General features: G+C 61.9%; 16 protein-coding genes. 7 read left to right on the forward strand and 9 right to left on the reverse strand.

Annotated elements, in window-relative coordinates; translation table 11 throughout:
• Together CHB69_RS08430 and CHB69_RS08435 are read right to left on the reverse strand one after the other, a co-directional pair.
• Positions 1-669, reverse strand: coding sequence for a secretin and TonB N-terminal domain-containing protein (locus CHB69_RS08430; RefSeq protein WP_141133942.1), 669 nt, complete (start codon positions 667-669; stop codon positions 1-3).
• A 20-nt stretch (positions 670-689) separates the two neighbouring features.
• Entirely contained in the window at positions 690-1,100 is a 411-nt protein-coding gene (locus CHB69_RS08435) for a type II toxin-antitoxin system VapC family toxin (protein ID WP_089215576.1), read from the reverse strand.
• Between the two features lie 481 nt (positions 1,101-1,581).
• On the opposite strand from CHB69_RS08435, the gene CHB69_RS08445 reads away from it, so the two are divergent.
• Genes CHB69_RS08445 through CHB69_RS08460 form a run of 4 tightly spaced genes read left to right on the forward strand, consistent with a single transcriptional unit; the run spans position 1,582 to position 5,667 of the window.
• The gene (locus tag CHB69_RS08445) at positions 1,582-3,243 is read left to right on the forward strand and encodes a hypothetical protein (protein WP_089215578.1); all 1,662 of its coding nucleotides are present in this window, start codon (positions 1,582-1,584) and stop codon (positions 3,241-3,243) included.
• A gap of 9 nt (positions 3,244-3,252) precedes the next feature.
• The gene (locus CHB69_RS08450; protein WP_089215579.1) at positions 3,253-4,119 is read left to right on the forward strand and encodes a DUF5677 domain-containing protein; all 867 of its coding nucleotides are present in this window, start codon (positions 3,253-3,255) and stop codon (positions 4,117-4,119) included.
• Between the two features lie 6 nt (positions 4,120-4,125).
• Positions 4,126-4,713: a hypothetical protein gene (locus CHB69_RS08455; RefSeq protein WP_141133943.1), complete on the forward strand. Its 588-nt coding sequence runs from the start codon at positions 4,126-4,128 to the stop codon at positions 4,711-4,713.
• A 45-nt stretch (positions 4,714-4,758) separates the two neighbouring features.
• Complete coding sequence (locus CHB69_RS08460; RefSeq protein ID WP_089215581.1) at positions 4,759-5,667, forward strand: hypothetical protein; 909 nt, start codon at positions 4,759-4,761, stop codon at positions 5,665-5,667.
• A 28-nt stretch (positions 5,668-5,695) separates the two neighbouring features.
• Here the strand turns inward: CHB69_RS08460 and mauJ are convergent, their stop codons facing one another.
• The 4 genes from mauJ to CHB69_RS08475 all read right to left on the reverse strand — a co-directional run bounded on the left by mauJ (position 5,696) and on the right by CHB69_RS08475 (position 8,792).
• The gene (gene mauJ, locus CHB69_RS08465) at positions 5,696-7,036 is read right to left on the reverse strand and encodes a methylamine utilization protein MauJ (protein ID WP_141133944.1); all 1,341 of its coding nucleotides are present in this window, start codon (positions 7,034-7,036) and stop codon (positions 5,696-5,698) included.
• 157 nt (positions 7,037-7,193) lie between these two features.
• Positions 7,194-7,544 (reverse strand): type IV toxin-antitoxin system AbiEi family antitoxin domain-containing protein, encoded by a 351-nt coding sequence (locus CHB69_RS20765; RefSeq protein WP_141133945.1) that lies wholly within the window; start codon positions 7,542-7,544, stop codon positions 7,194-7,196.
• A gap of 37 nt (positions 7,545-7,581) precedes the next feature.
• Entirely contained in the window at positions 7,582-7,926 is a 345-nt protein-coding gene (locus tag CHB69_RS19685; protein ID WP_141133946.1) for a hypothetical protein, read from the reverse strand.
• A gap of 29 nt (positions 7,927-7,955) precedes the next feature.
• Entirely contained in the window at positions 7,956-8,792 is an 837-nt protein-coding gene (locus CHB69_RS08475) for an alpha/beta fold hydrolase (RefSeq protein WP_089215731.1), read from the reverse strand.
• A gap of 354 nt (positions 8,793-9,146) precedes the next feature.
• Here CHB69_RS08475 and CHB69_RS08480 point away from each other — a divergent pair, with 354 nt between their 5' ends.
• Genes CHB69_RS08480 through CHB69_RS08490 form a run of 3 tightly spaced genes read left to right on the forward strand, consistent with a single transcriptional unit; the run spans position 9,147 to position 11,420 of the window.
• On the forward strand, positions 9,147-9,833 hold the full coding sequence (locus CHB69_RS08480) for a hypothetical protein (RefSeq protein ID WP_089215732.1): 687 nt from the start codon (positions 9,147-9,149) through the stop codon (positions 9,831-9,833).
• Entirely contained in the window at positions 9,830-10,303 is a 474-nt protein-coding gene (locus CHB69_RS08485) for a GtrA family protein (RefSeq protein WP_089215584.1), read from the forward strand. The genes CHB69_RS08480 and CHB69_RS08485 overlap by 4 nt, the downstream gene beginning before the upstream one ends.
• A gap of 1 nt (position 10,304) precedes the next feature.
• Entirely contained in the window at positions 10,305-11,420 is a 1,116-nt protein-coding gene (locus tag CHB69_RS08490; protein WP_245836638.1) for a glycosyltransferase family 4 protein, read from the forward strand.
• Between the two features lie 77 nt (positions 11,421-11,497).
• Here CHB69_RS08490 and CHB69_RS08495 read toward each other — a convergent pair whose 3' ends face one another.
• The 3 genes from CHB69_RS08495 to CHB69_RS08505 form a co-directional block, all read right to left on the reverse strand.
• On the reverse strand, positions 11,498-11,872 hold the full coding sequence (locus tag CHB69_RS08495) for a glycine zipper 2TM domain-containing protein (protein ID WP_089215585.1): 375 nt from the start codon (positions 11,870-11,872) through the stop codon (positions 11,498-11,500).
• A gap of 108 nt (positions 11,873-11,980) precedes the next feature.
• Positions 11,981-12,703 (reverse strand): histidine utilization transcriptional repressor HutC, encoded by a 723-nt coding sequence (hutC, locus tag CHB69_RS08500; protein ID WP_089215586.1) that lies wholly within the window; start codon positions 12,701-12,703, stop codon positions 11,981-11,983.
• The gene (locus tag CHB69_RS08505; RefSeq protein ID WP_089215587.1) at positions 12,700-14,076 is read right to left on the reverse strand and encodes a formimidoylglutamate deiminase; all 1,377 of its coding nucleotides are present in this window, start codon (positions 14,074-14,076) and stop codon (positions 12,700-12,702) included. The genes hutC and CHB69_RS08505 overlap by 4 nt, the downstream gene beginning before the upstream one ends.
• Positions 14,077-14,078: the final 2 nt, after the last annotated feature.

Consider the following 14,078-nt stretch of genomic DNA (forward strand, 5'->3'; position numbering starts at 1 on the left):
TCATCGGACCTGGAACTCGATGCGCATTGGTTGGGGCAAGCCTTCGGGTGGCGGCTCGCTGATCCGCAGGCCCAGCAGGAATGCGTCGAAGGCCCGGTCCCGCGATGCGTCGCCCGACGACCGGATCAGGTTCGATCTCTCCACCCGTCCTTCGCCATCGACCCACATCCTGACACTGATCCGATAGTCGCCGCCCGAGAGGGCCGCGTCAGATTTCATCGCCGCCACGATCTCGCGTTGCACAAGGCTGACATAGGCTAGCGCCGCTGCATCAGGTTCGGATTGCCCGATCAGCGGTGTTGCACGCACCGTCAGCATGTCGAGCGTCATGTCCGGCGTGGCGGACGGCGTGATGACCACCGAACCGCCCTGAGTGAACCGCGCACGCAGCCCCGTTCCGTCCAGCATCGTCACGAGCGCTTCTTGCAGCGTATAGCGGCCGACCACGGGACGGGAGCGACGCCCCACCGCCAAACGGCTATCATAAAGCATCTGTACGCCGCTCACCGATGACAGCCGCGCCAAGGCGAGGTCCAGGCGCTGCGCAGGAATGTCGAACGTATAGACCGATGCCGACGAACGATCCGCTTGGGCGCGAGCCGACGTGGCCGGATAGCCGCACAGCAAAAACGACAGGGCCGTAAAACTGACGGCCAGCCCACGTAACAATGTCCTGGACCGCGTTCTTCCTACCAAGAGCGGCTCGCGGGGTGAATACCCACATCGGCGGAGGCGTAATCCCGCCCCGTGCAAAGCACAGGCTCGTCCCGGTCCTTCGCGGCAGCATAAACCATGAGATCGAGCAAGTTCAGCACGCCGCCGTCCTTCATTCCCTTGCCATACGCGGCATTGGCATCTCCCGCGATCTGCGCCTGGCGCTCGTCAAAGGGCAGAATCTCCAGCCCATTCCCGCAGAGTTCCTTCAGCAGATCGCGACCGATCTTGCCGAGATCAGGTGAGCGCATCTCAGCGACCCGCAGAAATTCCAACACCGCTGGCGCAGGCATAAGGGCGGGTTCGCTTACAAGCGCTGCGAGCAGATCGTCGGCGCCATCTTCTTCATAAAGGATCGCGACCAGCGCTGACGTGTCCACGATCATCGCGGCATACCGCGTTCGTCATATTCCTGCTCATCGAACTCGGCCATGCTCATACGGGGAAGGCCCCTGCCGCGGGCCGTTATCGCCCGGACACGAGCCATGATTTCCTTGGCAGACCGCGCCTGGGGCGGCAGCGGCATCCGGTCCAACGCCTCCTCGATGACCTGGGCCTGGCTACGCCCGTCCCGCGTCAGAAGGGCGAGCCGGGCAAGCGCGTGCTCGGACCGGATCGTAATAGCGCGCTGTTGGCGACGGGGCTGGTTTGGCAACGACTACCTCGCATTTCTGACGTGACTAAACGTCATACAGGGTGCGTGCTGCTACGCGCAAGCACGTTGTGAGAGGTGGTTGAGCTTGCGAGGTGGAATCATTGCGAGTGCATATATGAAGACGAGCTTCCAATTTACAGAAGAAGTCCCCGCGTCATTCTGTGTTCTTGCCTTATTTCTTCCTCTCGTCCAAAATCTCTGGGAGGGGTCTCATGAAGAAGTTCAAAAATCTCGAACGCTATCGGGTGGGTGGAACGGACTCCAACATGAGCCTCGCCATTCCACTTCCGCGCACACCCGCCGGCAGGACATATCGCTACTCGCCCAACGAGAATGCACATCCACGGCATTTTCTGATCGGCGATGTCGTTGCTGACTACGAGGTAAAAGCTGAGACACGCGCGCGCATGAAACTCGAACCGCGTTCCAGTCAGACCGTCTGTCCGTACAGCGGCGTAGTTGCTGCCGACGATGAGTTTACACATCCTGACGATCGGCAGGCCGGGATCGACACCGTGAGGCACGCGGCCGAGGAAGACATGCTCGCGCTCGTGGACGGCATGTTCAAGGATCTCGGGCGCAAATTCTCATCGAGCAAATTCGTCTCGCTCAAGCCAGGCCCGAAACGCCGTCCCAAACCGAAGCCGCATTTCGTCCGCAGCGATCTCCTGCGGGAATTGGTCTGCGATCATTGCGGACGCGACTACGGTGTTTTCGCCATCGCGCTCTTCTGCCCGGATTGTGGGGCGCCGAACGTGCGACTTCATTTCGAGCGCGAGCGAAAGCTCGTGGGGGCACAGGTCGATCTTGCCGAAGCGCAGGGGGATGGACTCGAGGAACTGGCCTATCGCTTGCTCGGCAACGCACACGAGGACGTGCTCACCGCCTTCGAGGCGACGCTCAAGACCGTGTATCTGCATGGCATGGGAAACGTACCCTCCAAACCACCGAGGAACGACTTTCAGAACATCGAGAAAGCCAAGAAGCGGTTTGCCGACCTTGGCGTCGATCCTTTTCAGCATCTCACTTCAGAGGAGCTGGCAACGCTCGAACTCAATATCCAAAAGCGCCACGTGATCGGGCACAACCTGGGTGTCATCGATCCCAAATTTGCGGACCATGCGCAGGAAGCAAAGATGGGCGAGACGGTCCATCTGGTTGCCAGTGATATTCGGGAGTTCGCCACCTTGTGCCAGAAGGTCGTTGACGATCTGGATGCCTGGCTCGCTGGTGCACCTTCACCTACGGTGGGTCAGGATTTGCCGCCGCTTCTTGCGGCATCGCCTGCGCATACCAATCCGTCAAAGGAACCTCCCACGTTGGAAAGCCTCGACGTGCGGTTGAGCGAGCTGGCCCGTCAGGTCGCTCTATGGCTCGCGAAGAAATCGACCAATGGGAATCCCCAAGATACGACGGCCGAAGGCGAAGAGATTGTTGCGACATTTCCTGATGCAACCGAGCGCGCCCTAGAAAAGGCGGTCGCGGAGTTGGAGGCGGAGGGATTCGTTACGGCATCGGGTGCAATCGGCCGCAGAATTCCGTTCGCCTTTGCGACTACCGATTTGTTTGCGACGTTCGATCCAGTCGCATGTGGCACCGACCCGTATGCGGATGCCGGCGAACTGATCGCCCTGATATTCGCCGCAGTCGAAGCGGGCGAAGAGGCGATCGATCCGGCAAAATTGCATGAGGGCCTTGGCTGGGAATTGCGGCGTTTCAACCCGGCGCTCGCAATCGTCGTCGCGCATATCGATTCCCGTCGCGTCAGCGATGAATACGGCGGCGAATATGTCGCGCGGCATTTCTTCCTTCTTCCGGAAGACGAAGTTGTCCTGGAGCGTCTTGCTGAAAGGCTCAAAGGACGAAGCCGATAGACGCGCGCAATGGAAGAGCTTCAGGCGATCACCGAAAAATACGATGCCGAGTATATCAAAAACGGCTTTAGCACCGTTGACGATCTGAATCGATTTGCGTTGACCTTTTACAAGGATGTAGCGGAAATATACGACTGCATCACTCGCATCAAAAACACGGAACGCAACCCCACCGGCTACTCGATTGACGATGCCCCGATTCTCGGCCTTCTTGTCCGCGTTTGGAAGCTCATGAAAGAAGTCATCCGGTACTATGAGGAGGACAATGCAGAGGTCATCAGCGTCCTTGAGCGTCCTCTCATCGAGGCGGCTGTCACCGCCTCGTTCCTGATGGGATCAACGCCCGACATAGTCGAAGACTATCGGAAGTGCTCGTACAAGGACAGATTGCGCCTTCTGCGGGAGATGGAGGCCGGATCGCCATTTTTCGATACGAAGGCTGGGAAACGGCTACTCCAATCGGTTCGGGAAAAGCTGGCACTTGAAGGCCTTAGGCCCGACGATTTCGATGCGCAGAAGAAGAATCGCTGGAAAATCCAGGGAAAGACGTTTCACGCCATTTTTTCAGAAGTCGAGCATGCCGACCTCTATGCCTGCACCTACGGAATGATGTCAGAATCCGTGCATGGATCCTGGAATGAATCACTGGACTGGAGCCTGACGAGAAAGGACGATGGAACCTTCGCGCCCTATCCGTTCTCTCACCCCGCCGACGTTCGATATCTGTCGCCGACCCTGCGTTTCACGAACCGTCCCTATCGCTTGTGGCTTCAGCGGATCGACGCCTACGACGAAAATCTGCAGGCGCAGCTTGATTGGGTAGATCGCGTCAACGGCGCTCTGTTCCGGAAGTTCGACACGTTATACGACGGATGAACGAGAGTGACTGGTCCGATCGGTATCCTCGCTTACGGATCCCTCCTTTCCGATCCCGGCAAGGAAATTGTGGCATGCCAGACCGGGATCGTCGAGGATGTGGAAACCCCTTTTCCGATCGAGTTTGCAAGGTCCAGCGGCAGTCGCGGCGGTGCGCCCACGTTGATCCCCGTCGAGAACGGCGGCGCGAAAGTTCGCGGACGTATTATCCTGGTCAGTGCCTCGATCGAAGGGGCGACGGACATGCTCTATCGGCGGGAAATCCATCAAGTAGGCTCCGGAAAGACCTACAAAGAACCAAAGCCTGACCAAACGGACCGAGTGCGCGTGAAGGTTCTGCCACATTTTTATGGGGCAGAAGCCATCTACACTGATCTTCGTTCGAACATCACCACGGTCACCGCTGAGGTACTTGCTCGACTGGCGATTGAAAGCGTCACGCGCGCTGAAACTGGCAAGGATGGAATAACCTATTTGATCGCCGCTAAAGCGCATGGAATTCGGACGGCGCTGTCCGATGCCTATGAGAAGGAAGTCCTGCGTATAACAGAAGCCGCATCTCTAGATGACGCGTTGCAAAGACTCCGATCGTAGTGAGCAATAAGAAGGGAATTCAGCAGCGCGCTGATAGAGGGAAGCATGACAGCAGTGGCGACAGCGACCGAACCTAATGGAGTATGCGCCTTCTGCGATACGCAAGCGCGCCTGCACGAAAGCCATGTCCTGCCGGCATTCGTCTATCGCTGGCTGCGCGGCCGCTCGGGCACAGGGCATATCCGGCAAACTGATAACCCCAACCGTCGGGTCCAGGACGGCCTGAAACTGCCTTGGCTTTGCGGGGGCTGTGAAGCGCAGTTTAGCCGCTACGAGACAGCATTCGCGACGAAGGTGTTCCATCCCTGGCAGGCGGGGACATATCGGATTCCTTACGACGGCTGGCTGCTGAAGTTCTGCGTGTCGGTGTCGTGGCGGGTGCTGCGCTTCGCGCGGGGGCGCAACAAGGATGCGAGCTATACCGATGAGCAGCAGGTGCTCATGGATCGAGCGGAGGCGCACTGGCGCGCTTTTTTGCGCGACGAGGCACCGCACCCTGGCGCGTTTGAGCAGCATCTTCTCATCTTTGACCTAATCGAGGACACAACGGTTCCTGATCTCCCGACCAACATGAATCGCTTCATGACGGGTGCTGTTACGCTTGATATCGTCGGGTCCGACCGCTCGCTTATGACGTTCGCGAAGCTCGGGCGATTCACCATCTTCGGCATCATTCAGAAAGGACCGGGGAAGTGGGAGGGTACCAAGGTCCACGTCAAGCACGGGCTACTGAAGCCGGGCAAGTTCGTGGTGCCTGCCGGACTCCTACATCTCTTTCGGGAAAAGGCTGCTCTCGCGAGCGAGGCAATGATCGCACTGTCCCCGACGCAGCGGGCAAAGGTGGACAAGCATGTCCTCGGCAATCTCGATGCGTTCGCGGCCTCCGATCAGTTCGCATCGATCGTGGCGGATGCAAGGATGTTCGGCGAAGATGCCGTGTTGTGGAAGGAATAAAGCGTAAAATATCGTTGAAGTTAATTTATTACTGGTTCTCGGCTGAGATCTCGTCCTGTTCTCGATCGGATATAAGTTTGTCCCACGCCGCTAATTCGGCGATGTGACCGTCCAAGTTTGCAATCATGTTAACCGGAATGAATGCATCCACCCGCGAGATGAGCTTGCCTGTATCGGCATCCCAGATCTGGATCTCGCCGTTGCCGAAATAATCCCAGATGAAGCGGCATCGTTCTTTGCCATTCCGGGCGGCTGCGGCGCTACCGTCATCGTATAGATTGAAGCTGCGATTCAGGTCGAATTCGAGACGCTCTTCCGTGAAGTTCAACCAGAATATCAGCTCGGCGAGGCCATCAGCGCTTCGATAAACGAGTTCGACTCGCTGGTTATTTAGCCCAAGGTGTACCGGCACCATCCTTTCAAGCAGTGGGAATGGCTCACTACGCCGGAGTCGGAAGTTGATCAGCGGCAGGTCAATGTTGGCTTGAATGTCGTCTGGCTCAGCAGCAAGACTGGCTTCGATGACAGAGGCGGGAAAAACGCCTTTCCAGCCGCGCAGCTCATATAAATGCTCCTGCCAGGCCTTATGCCTCGTCTGGATGCCAAGATGATCTTCGATCGCCAACACCGCTAGCGCCTCGATTATTGGCAGCTCTGCCTCCAGCCGTCGAGCATCGCGGGGATCGTCAGGATCGATGATCGGGTCGGCTTGGGCGTGTGCAATTGCGTGACGTCCCGACTCCCTGAGGTGCTTTCCAATGTCGCCCTCAACTGTCGCCTTCAACTTGTCGAGCGCTTCTTTGGCGCGGTGACCGTCAACCCTATCAATGTTTTCGGTTATCCAAGCACCCCGGGCTTTGCCGTCCGGGATCGCTGTTTCAAGTGCTCGAAAGAAGGACAGGAACGAGTATCCGGGGTGATTTAATCCGCGGCCTTCGCGCATGAGTGCCAACGCAAGCTTGCCAGACGCATTTCCGATCACAGGCAGATCCGACAAGTCGAAATCATCACGGATCGCGTATCCGAACGGTTGGCGCATCCCCATCATATGGGGTAGGTTGCCTCCACTCATGTGGACTACCACCGCGCCGGTATCCTGAAGCCACGCTAGGACGCTCAAAGCACGGTGGAGAAGCGCGAGACATTCATCACGATCCATATCAGGTGGCTTAATAGCCGCCAGTCCCGGATAGTTTTCCGTGGTAAGCGGCATCACCCAAATCTGATGACCTTCGAAAGTGAACGTCTGCGGCTTCGTAGGCCACGCAGTTCGGGTATCGATGTTGAGACACAGCCACTCACCAGTGACCTTCAGCTCAGGCGTCTCTGCGAGCACCTCATTGAATGGCCTAGCCTTGAGATTTGGCATTACTTCCACTTCCCATTCCGCGCCTTGTGAACAGCCCTTCGCGCACGGGCAAGCGCATAGGCTAGAATGCGAACCCATTTGATGAAGCCGGCGGGCGGTGAGCCATCACTGAAGTGGGTTTTCACTGCCACACTGATGGTCCGAAGGTCTATTGAGGTCAGGCGACATCTTTCCTAGGCAGACCATATTGGCAGGGTCCATACCGCTCCAGAAAGCCCAGCGCGCACATGCGACTTAAATAGTGCCGCGAAATGCCGATAGTTTTTAACTCGTCCGCCGTAACGATACCCTTTTGCTTGGCCAAATCGATCGCTCGGTCCTTCAACGTTGGCGGTTTCTCCTTTGACCGGCGTAGTGCCTCTGGGTGCCGCAACGAACGATCGAGCAGCTTGGCGTGCTTACGGAGACGGTAGCGTAGTGGAACCTCCAGCTCCCAGTGAGGATTCAGCTTGGCACCGGCGAGCCATTTCCTGTCTTTGCCGGTTTTGGCGCTGGACGCGCCCTCCACCAGACCGCACGCAGCATCGCGGTTTCGATGAAGGTCGTCAGTCGGGCAGCGGCAGATCGGTGTTTCCGGTGAATGCCCAAGAGCCGCAAACGGACGGTGCCTGAACGGCGAGCGGCTGCGTCAGCACCAGCGTAGCGGCTTTCTGCATTTCGGCCGTTTCGGCCAGGATGGCTTCCCGGGACATGCCGGTCTCGGCGTGCAGCAACTCGGCTGCGACATAGCCCAACTCGACGGGCATTCTCATGCAAAGCCGGATCTGGTCGCGCGACCGTCCGGGCAGGAATACCCGGGCTATCGGCCGGCCTTCTCCGCCTCGGCCTGAAAGAAACGACCGCGCGCGCCGCGAATATCCCGATTGGCCGGCCGCGGCGATCCCGATCATTCTCTTCGTCCGTTCGGCGCGCGCGGCTGCTACCCCCGGATGAACTTCAGGATATCGGCGTTGACGACGCCGGCATTGACCGTCAGCATCCCGTGCGAGAAGCCGGGATAGATGATGAGTTCGCTGTTCTGCAGCAGCTTGTCCTGCATGATCGCCGCGCATTTGTACGGCACGACCTGATCGTCGTCGCCCTGCAACACCAGCGTCGGCACGGTGATCGCCTTCAGATCTTCGGTCTGGTCGGTTTCGGAGAAGGCCTTGATGCCTTCATAGTGCGCCTTGGCACTTCCCATCATGCCCTGACGCCACCAGTTCCTGATCACGCCTTCGGAGGGCTCGGCGCCGTCGCGATTATAACCGTAAAAGGGACCGGCCGGCACATCGAGGAAGAATTGCGCACGGTTGGCGGCAAGCGCGGCACGGAAGCCATCGAACACTTCGATCGGCGTGCCGTCGGGATTGCCGGGGGTCTTGACCATCAGGGGCGGCACGGCGCTGACCAGCACCGCCTTGGCGACGCGGCCCTGCGGCTGCCCGTATCTCGCAACATAGCGCGCAACCTGCCCGCCGCCGGTCGAGTGACCGACATGAATCGCGTTCCTGAGGTCGAGATGCTCGGCGACCGCCGAGGCGTCGGCGGCATAATGGTCCATATCGTGTCCGTCGCTAACCTGGGCCGAGCGCCCATGGCCGCGGCGGTCGTGCGCAACGACGCGGAAGCCTTTGTCCAGAAAGAACAGCATCTGGTTGTCCCAGTCGTCGGAGCTGAGCGGCCAGCCGTGGTGGAAGTGGATCGGCTGCGCGTCCTTCGGCCCCCAATCCTTATAGAAGATTTCGATGCCGTCGTTCGTCGTCACATAGGGCATGGCCATTCTCCCTCGGGTTAAGCTGGCGAGAAGAATAAGCGCAGAAGCATGTCGATATTTCCAGACTTTTCGACGACGCCATGGAGAAAGCCTGTCCCCGCGAAGGCGGAGATCGGTCAAATCCCGAAGCGACGCCTCGAACCCGTTATGAAAGGATCTGGACCCTAAGCCATCAAACGGGGCGGCCGATCGCGACAATCCCCGGACAAATAGCGGGCAGGCTCATATCGAAGCGATCGTTGACGCGTCTTGACGCGCGACCCTCGGCGGCCCGTGCCATCGGGCACCTCCGCGACATGGCATTCGACGACCGCCGCCGGGAGTGATATTCTGCCCGTCGGGCGGGAGATGGATATGCTTGACTGGTTTCGCGAACGCTATCTGCTCGTTCTCGGATCGATCTACGTCTATAACGAGCATCGCGGCTATACCGCGATCGACCGGGTGATCGAGGCGGTCCGGGTGCGTTCGCCCGGCGACGGGGCATTGATCGCGGCAATCGAGGATCATCGCCGGGACGAGCGCAAACATTATATGATGTTTCGGCGCTGGTTCGAGCAAAAGGGGTGGATGCCGCTCGATGTCGATCGCACCTTCGGGCATATCGACCGCTTCGTCGAAATCATTTTTCGAACGCCGATCGACCGGCTGGATACGCAAGAGGTCATCGACCGCGACGAATTGTTCGAACGCCTTTGCCGCGTGATTGCGCTGACCGAGCGCCGCGGATTCCGTCAGGTCGAAACGCTGCTCGCCAACCGATTCGTTGGCGGCGACCCGATCCTGACCCGGATTTTCCAGATCATCCGCAAGGACGAGCCAAGCCATTGGGCGCCCTATGAAGGCTGGCTGCGCGACCATGGCAAGCGGACGCCGCGCTGGTGGGAACGCGCCATCGACGGCTTCATCCATTCCGAACTTCTGTTCATCAAGCTTCCGGCGCTGTTCCTGAACCCCTGGATCGCGCGCCGCACCGACTGGCCTGACGCGCACGAGCCGGACGGCGACAGAATGGCGCCGCGATCGCGCGCCGCCGCATGACGGGCCGTTCGGCGCACGGGGAGCCCGACTTTCCACGCCTCGCTCCGGACGCAGCCCGGCCCGGGCTCGCCGCACGGCTGCTCACCCGCCGCGTCGGACGGATGCTCGTGCGCAACAGCATCGTGAGCAGCTTCGTCTTCCTGATCGGCCTCGGCCTGCTCTGGGTGCTCGTCCAACATTTCGGCATGAAGGCCGTCCCCGCCGCCGCGATCGGATTTCTGGTTTCGAACAGCCTGCACTACGCGCTCGGGCGGAGCTGGATCTTTCGCGGGACCGATCGCAAGATCCACACCGGCTATCTGATCTTCCTCATCAACGCCGGCCTTGGGCTGGCGATTACCGTCATCCTTTTCGCCGCGCTGCTGCAGTGGACCCCGATCCACTATCTCGTCGCCCGGGTGATCGTATCCCTGTTCGCGGGCCTCGCGATGTTCGTGCTGAACGCCGTCGTCAATTTCCGGCAGGTCTGACATGCGGATCGCCTTGTTTTCGGGAAATTACAACTATTTGCGCGAAGGCGCGAACCAGGCGCTGAACGCGCTCGTCGCCTATCTCGAGCGAAACGCGGGCTGCGAGGTCCGCATCTATTCCCCGGTGACCGACACCCCGGCATTCGAGCCGGCCGGGACGCTGATCGCGGTGCCGTCGATCGCCTTGCCGCTGCGCAGCGAATTTCAGCTCGCGCTTGGCCTGCCGGCGTCGATCCGCCGCGACCTTTTGCGCTTCGCCCCCGACATAATCCACGTCGCGACTCCCGACATCCTCGGGACGCGCGCGCAGACCTTCGCTCTGCGGCGCGGCATTCCGACGGTCGCCAGCCTGCACACCCGCTTCGAATCCTATCTCGACTATTACGGACTGGGGTGGGGGCGCCCGCTGGTCGAGGCGCATATCCGGCGCTTCTATCGCCGCAGCGACCATGTTCTTGCCCCGACGCCGGGCCTTGCCCGCGACATGAAAGCGCTGCGCGGCGACGACAAGGCCAGCGTGTGGAGCCGCGGGGTCGATCGCGACCGGTTCGCGCCGACCCGCCGCGATCTCGACTGGCGCCGCGCGCGCGGGATCGGCGACGACCGGATCGCGATCCTCTTCTTCGGCCGGCTGGTGCTCGAAAAAGGCGTGAAAACCTTCATTTCGGTTCTGCGCGAGCTGCAGTGCCGCGTGCCCGTCACGCCGCTCATCGTCGGCGCCGGACCGGCGGCCGGCGCCTTCGCCGCGCTTCCCGGGGCGGTGATGACCGGGCATCTCGACGGACCCGACCTCGCGCGCGCGGTCGCGAGCGCGGACATCATGCTCACGCCCAGCACGACCGAGACGTTCGGCAATGTCGTGCTCGAAGCGATGGCGTCGGGCCTTCCGGTGGTCAGTGCCGACGCGCCGAGCGCCCGCGCGCTGCTCGTCGACGGCGAGACCGGACTCTTGTGCCTGCCCGGCGCTGTGCCCGCCTACGTCGATGCGATCACCCGACTGCTCGACGCCGGCCTCCGCCGGGCGATGGGGCTAAGAGCGCACGCCGCCAGCGCCGCTTATTCTTGGGATGCGGCGTCGGAAAGCGTCGCGGACGTCTATCGCTCGATCGTCCTTTAGACCCGCAATCTTCGGCATTCCTTCAGAATCCGAAGGATCGTCGCCTTTTGAAAGGGTCGGACAATCGGGTCGCTACCCTAGCGGCATTGCAGATCGCCGCGATCAATCGCCTGCCCCAGCAAGCCACCACCCACTGCGCCGAGGATAGTGCCGAGCGTGCGATCGCGACCGCCATCGAGTTCGCGCCCCGCGAGCGCGCCGACCGCCGCGCCGACGATCAACCCGGTGGTGCCATTGTCGCGCCGGCAATAATATTGGCCGTCGCGACCGCGCCACACATAGTCGTCATAACCGATCCGGCGCGGCTCATAATAGCGACCGTAGCTGTCATATATGGCGCGGTCTTTCGCACGCTTGCCATGCGCGGGCGCCCACGGCGGCGGGTCGGCCTGCGCCGAGGAAAGCGGGACCACAAGGGCAGCCATCAGCGCCGCCCCAAGAAGATATTTCATCGCGAAACTCCATTTCGTCGCTTGTTCGATGACCGAAACGCGGTCCCGCTATCATGGTTCCGGTCGGCTGCACCGCCGATGAACGTCGAACGGGCCGCGCCGCGCCGTTCACACGCCGCCCATGCTCCGCGCCGATCCGAAGCGGGCGATCAGGTCATAGGCGGAGCCTACGAAATGCTGTCGCACCAGCGTGATCCCCTCGTCGCCGCGCCACGTCCGCCGCTCGATGAACAGGCAGGCGTTTCCGGTTTCGATTTCCAGCCGCGCGGCGACGGTCCGGTCGGCAGCGACCGCGGCGATGCGCGTCTCGGCCTCGGTCCAGGGCACATGGCCGAGCAGCCACGCGCCGGGCGATATTTCGGCGAAATCCTCGAGCGCGATTTCGGGCACCGACCACAGGCTGACAAGGCGCCGTTCGCTGGCAAGCGGCATGTCGTCGGCGAAATGGACGCCGTCGATGACCAGCAATTCGCCGCGTCCCGCAAGCTGGACCTCCTCGGCATCGGCCGGATCGGGCGGCGCCGTCCTGCGGCCGAGGAGTTCGAAACGATAGCGCTGGCCGCGCTCCGTCACTTCCTGTTCGAGGTCGGGGATGTCGAGCATCATCGAATGGACGCGCGGGCGCGCGACGAACGACCCCGCACGCTTGCGCCGCTCGATCAGCCCTGCCGAGGCGAGTGCCGACAACGCCTTGCTGACCGTCATTCGCGCGCAGCCATAGTCGCGCATCAGTTCCTGCTCGGTCGGCAGGCGCGCGCCGGGGCGCAGTGCGCCCGACAGGATCGCCGCCTCCATCTCGCTGCGGATGCGCTCGTGCAGCGGCAGGCTCATGCAAAGAGCCTTGCGAGTGCGCGGCGATAATCGGCCTCAATCGCCTCGCGCGCGACATGGCGGCCGCCGCGCACCACTTCGGCGCCGCGCCGCCAGACGCGGTCGATCGCCCCCCGCCCCGCCGCGAAGAGGAAGGAATCGGTGAGCCACGGTCCCGAGCGGCCGAAGAGCGAGACATGATTTTCGTCGAGGCTGACGATATCGGCGGAATGCCCGACCGCGAGCCCCCCTTCGACCCCGAGCGCCTGCGCGCCGCCCGCAAGCGCGGCGTCGAACAGATCCTGCCCGGTCGAGCGGTCGGGCGCCGCGGCGAGCCTGTTGCGCGCGCGGCCCGCGAGCCGCTGGCCATATTCGAGCCAGCGCAGTTCCTCGGTCATGTCGATGAGCACGTTCGAATCGGAGCCGACGCCAAAGCGCCCACCCGCCTCGCGCCAGGCCGGCATGGGAAATATCCCGTCGCCGAGATTGGCTTCGGTGATCGGGCACAGTCCCGCAACCGCCCCCGTCGCCGCGAGCGCCATGCTTTCCTCCGCGGTCATGTGCGTCGCGTGAACGAGGCACCAGCGCGCATCGACCTCGGCATGGGCGAGCAGCCATTCGACCGGCCGCCGGCCGCTCCATGCGAGGCAGTCGTCGACCTCCTTCACCTGTTCGGCGATATGGATATGCACCGGCGCCGCGCCGCCAAGGTCGAGCAGCGCGGCAAGTTCGGCGCCGGTCACCGCGCGCAGGCTGTGCGGCGCGACGCCGACCACCGCGTCGGGCAGCTCCGCCGCCGCCGCTCGTGCGGCTTCGAGCAGGCGCGCGAAGCCGTCGACATCGTGCAGGAAGCGCCGCTGTGCATCGCTCGCCGGGGCGCCGCCGAAGCCGCCATGCGCATAAAAAACCGGCAAATGCGTCAGCGCGATTCCGGTCCCGGCAGCCGCGGCGACGATCGCGCGGCTCATCTCGGCCGGATCGGCATAGGGGGCGCCCGCCGGATCGTGGTGCAGATAATGGAACTCGCCGACGCGGGTGAAGCCGCTTTCGAGCATTTCGGCGTAGGCGAGCGCCGCGATCGCGCGCAACCCCTCGGGATCGACGCAATCGACGAAGCGGTACATCAGCTCGCGCCACGTCCAGAAGCTGTCGTCGCCCGGCCCGCGCACCTCGGCAAGTCCCGCCATGCCGCGCTGAAAGGCATGGCAGTGCAGGTTCGGCATCCCGGGCAGAGCGAGCGCGTGGCGTTCGTCGCCCGGTTGCGCCTCGGCACCCTGCACGATCGTCGTCACCAGCCCGTCGGCGATCCCGATGCGGACATTCTCCTCCCACCCGCCGGGCAGCAGCGCGCGGCGGAAATGCAGGCTGTGGGCGGCGGGAGCGCGATCGGTCATCG

This window comes from Sphingopyxis indica (assembly GCF_900188185.1).
Classification (GTDB): Bacteria; Pseudomonadota; Alphaproteobacteria; order Sphingomonadales; family Sphingomonadaceae; genus Sphingopyxis; species Sphingopyxis indica.

Excerpts from the sequence above, each read along its gene's own strand:
- CHB69_RS08435 (WP_089215576.1), bottom strand. The coding sequence starts at position 1,100 with ATGATCGTGGACACGTCAGCGCTGGTCGCGATCCTTTATGAAGAAGAT.
- CHB69_RS08445 (WP_089215578.1), top strand. The coding sequence starts at position 1,582 with ATGAAGAAGTTCAAAAATCTCGAACGCTATCGGGTGGGTGGAACGGAC.
- CHB69_RS08450 (WP_089215579.1), top strand. The coding sequence starts at position 3,253 with ATGGAAGAGCTTCAGGCGATCACCGAAAAATACGATGCCGAGTATATC.
- CHB69_RS08460 (WP_089215581.1), top strand. The coding sequence starts at position 4,759 with ATGACAGCAGTGGCGACAGCGACCGAACCTAATGGAGTATGCGCCTTC.
- mauJ (WP_141133944.1), bottom strand. The coding sequence starts at position 7,036 with ATGCCAAATCTCAAGGCTAGGCCATTCAATGAGGTGCTCGCAGAGACG.
- CHB69_RS19685 (WP_141133946.1), bottom strand. The coding sequence starts at position 7,926 with ATGATCGGGATCGCCGCGGCCGGCCAATCGGGATATTCGCGGCGCGCG.
- CHB69_RS08475 (WP_089215731.1), bottom strand. The coding sequence starts at position 8,792 with ATGCCCTATGTGACGACGAACGACGGCATCGAAATCTTCTATAAGGAT.
- CHB69_RS08480 (WP_089215732.1), top strand. The coding sequence starts at position 9,147 with ATGCTTGACTGGTTTCGCGAACGCTATCTGCTCGTTCTCGGATCGATC.
- CHB69_RS08485 (WP_089215584.1), top strand. The coding sequence starts at position 9,830 with ATGACGGGCCGTTCGGCGCACGGGGAGCCCGACTTTCCACGCCTCGCT.
- CHB69_RS08490 (WP_245836638.1), top strand. The coding sequence starts at position 10,305 with ATGCGGATCGCCTTGTTTTCGGGAAATTACAACTATTTGCGCGAAGGC.
- CHB69_RS08495 (WP_089215585.1), bottom strand. The coding sequence starts at position 11,872 with ATGAAATATCTTCTTGGGGCGGCGCTGATGGCTGCCCTTGTGGTCCCG.
- hutC (WP_089215586.1), bottom strand. The coding sequence starts at position 12,703 with ATGAGCCTGCCGCTGCACGAGCGCATCCGCAGCGAGATGGAGGCGGCG.
- CHB69_RS08505 (WP_089215587.1), bottom strand. The coding sequence starts at position 14,076 with ATGACCGATCGCGCTCCCGCCGCCCACAGCCTGCATTTCCGCCGCGCG.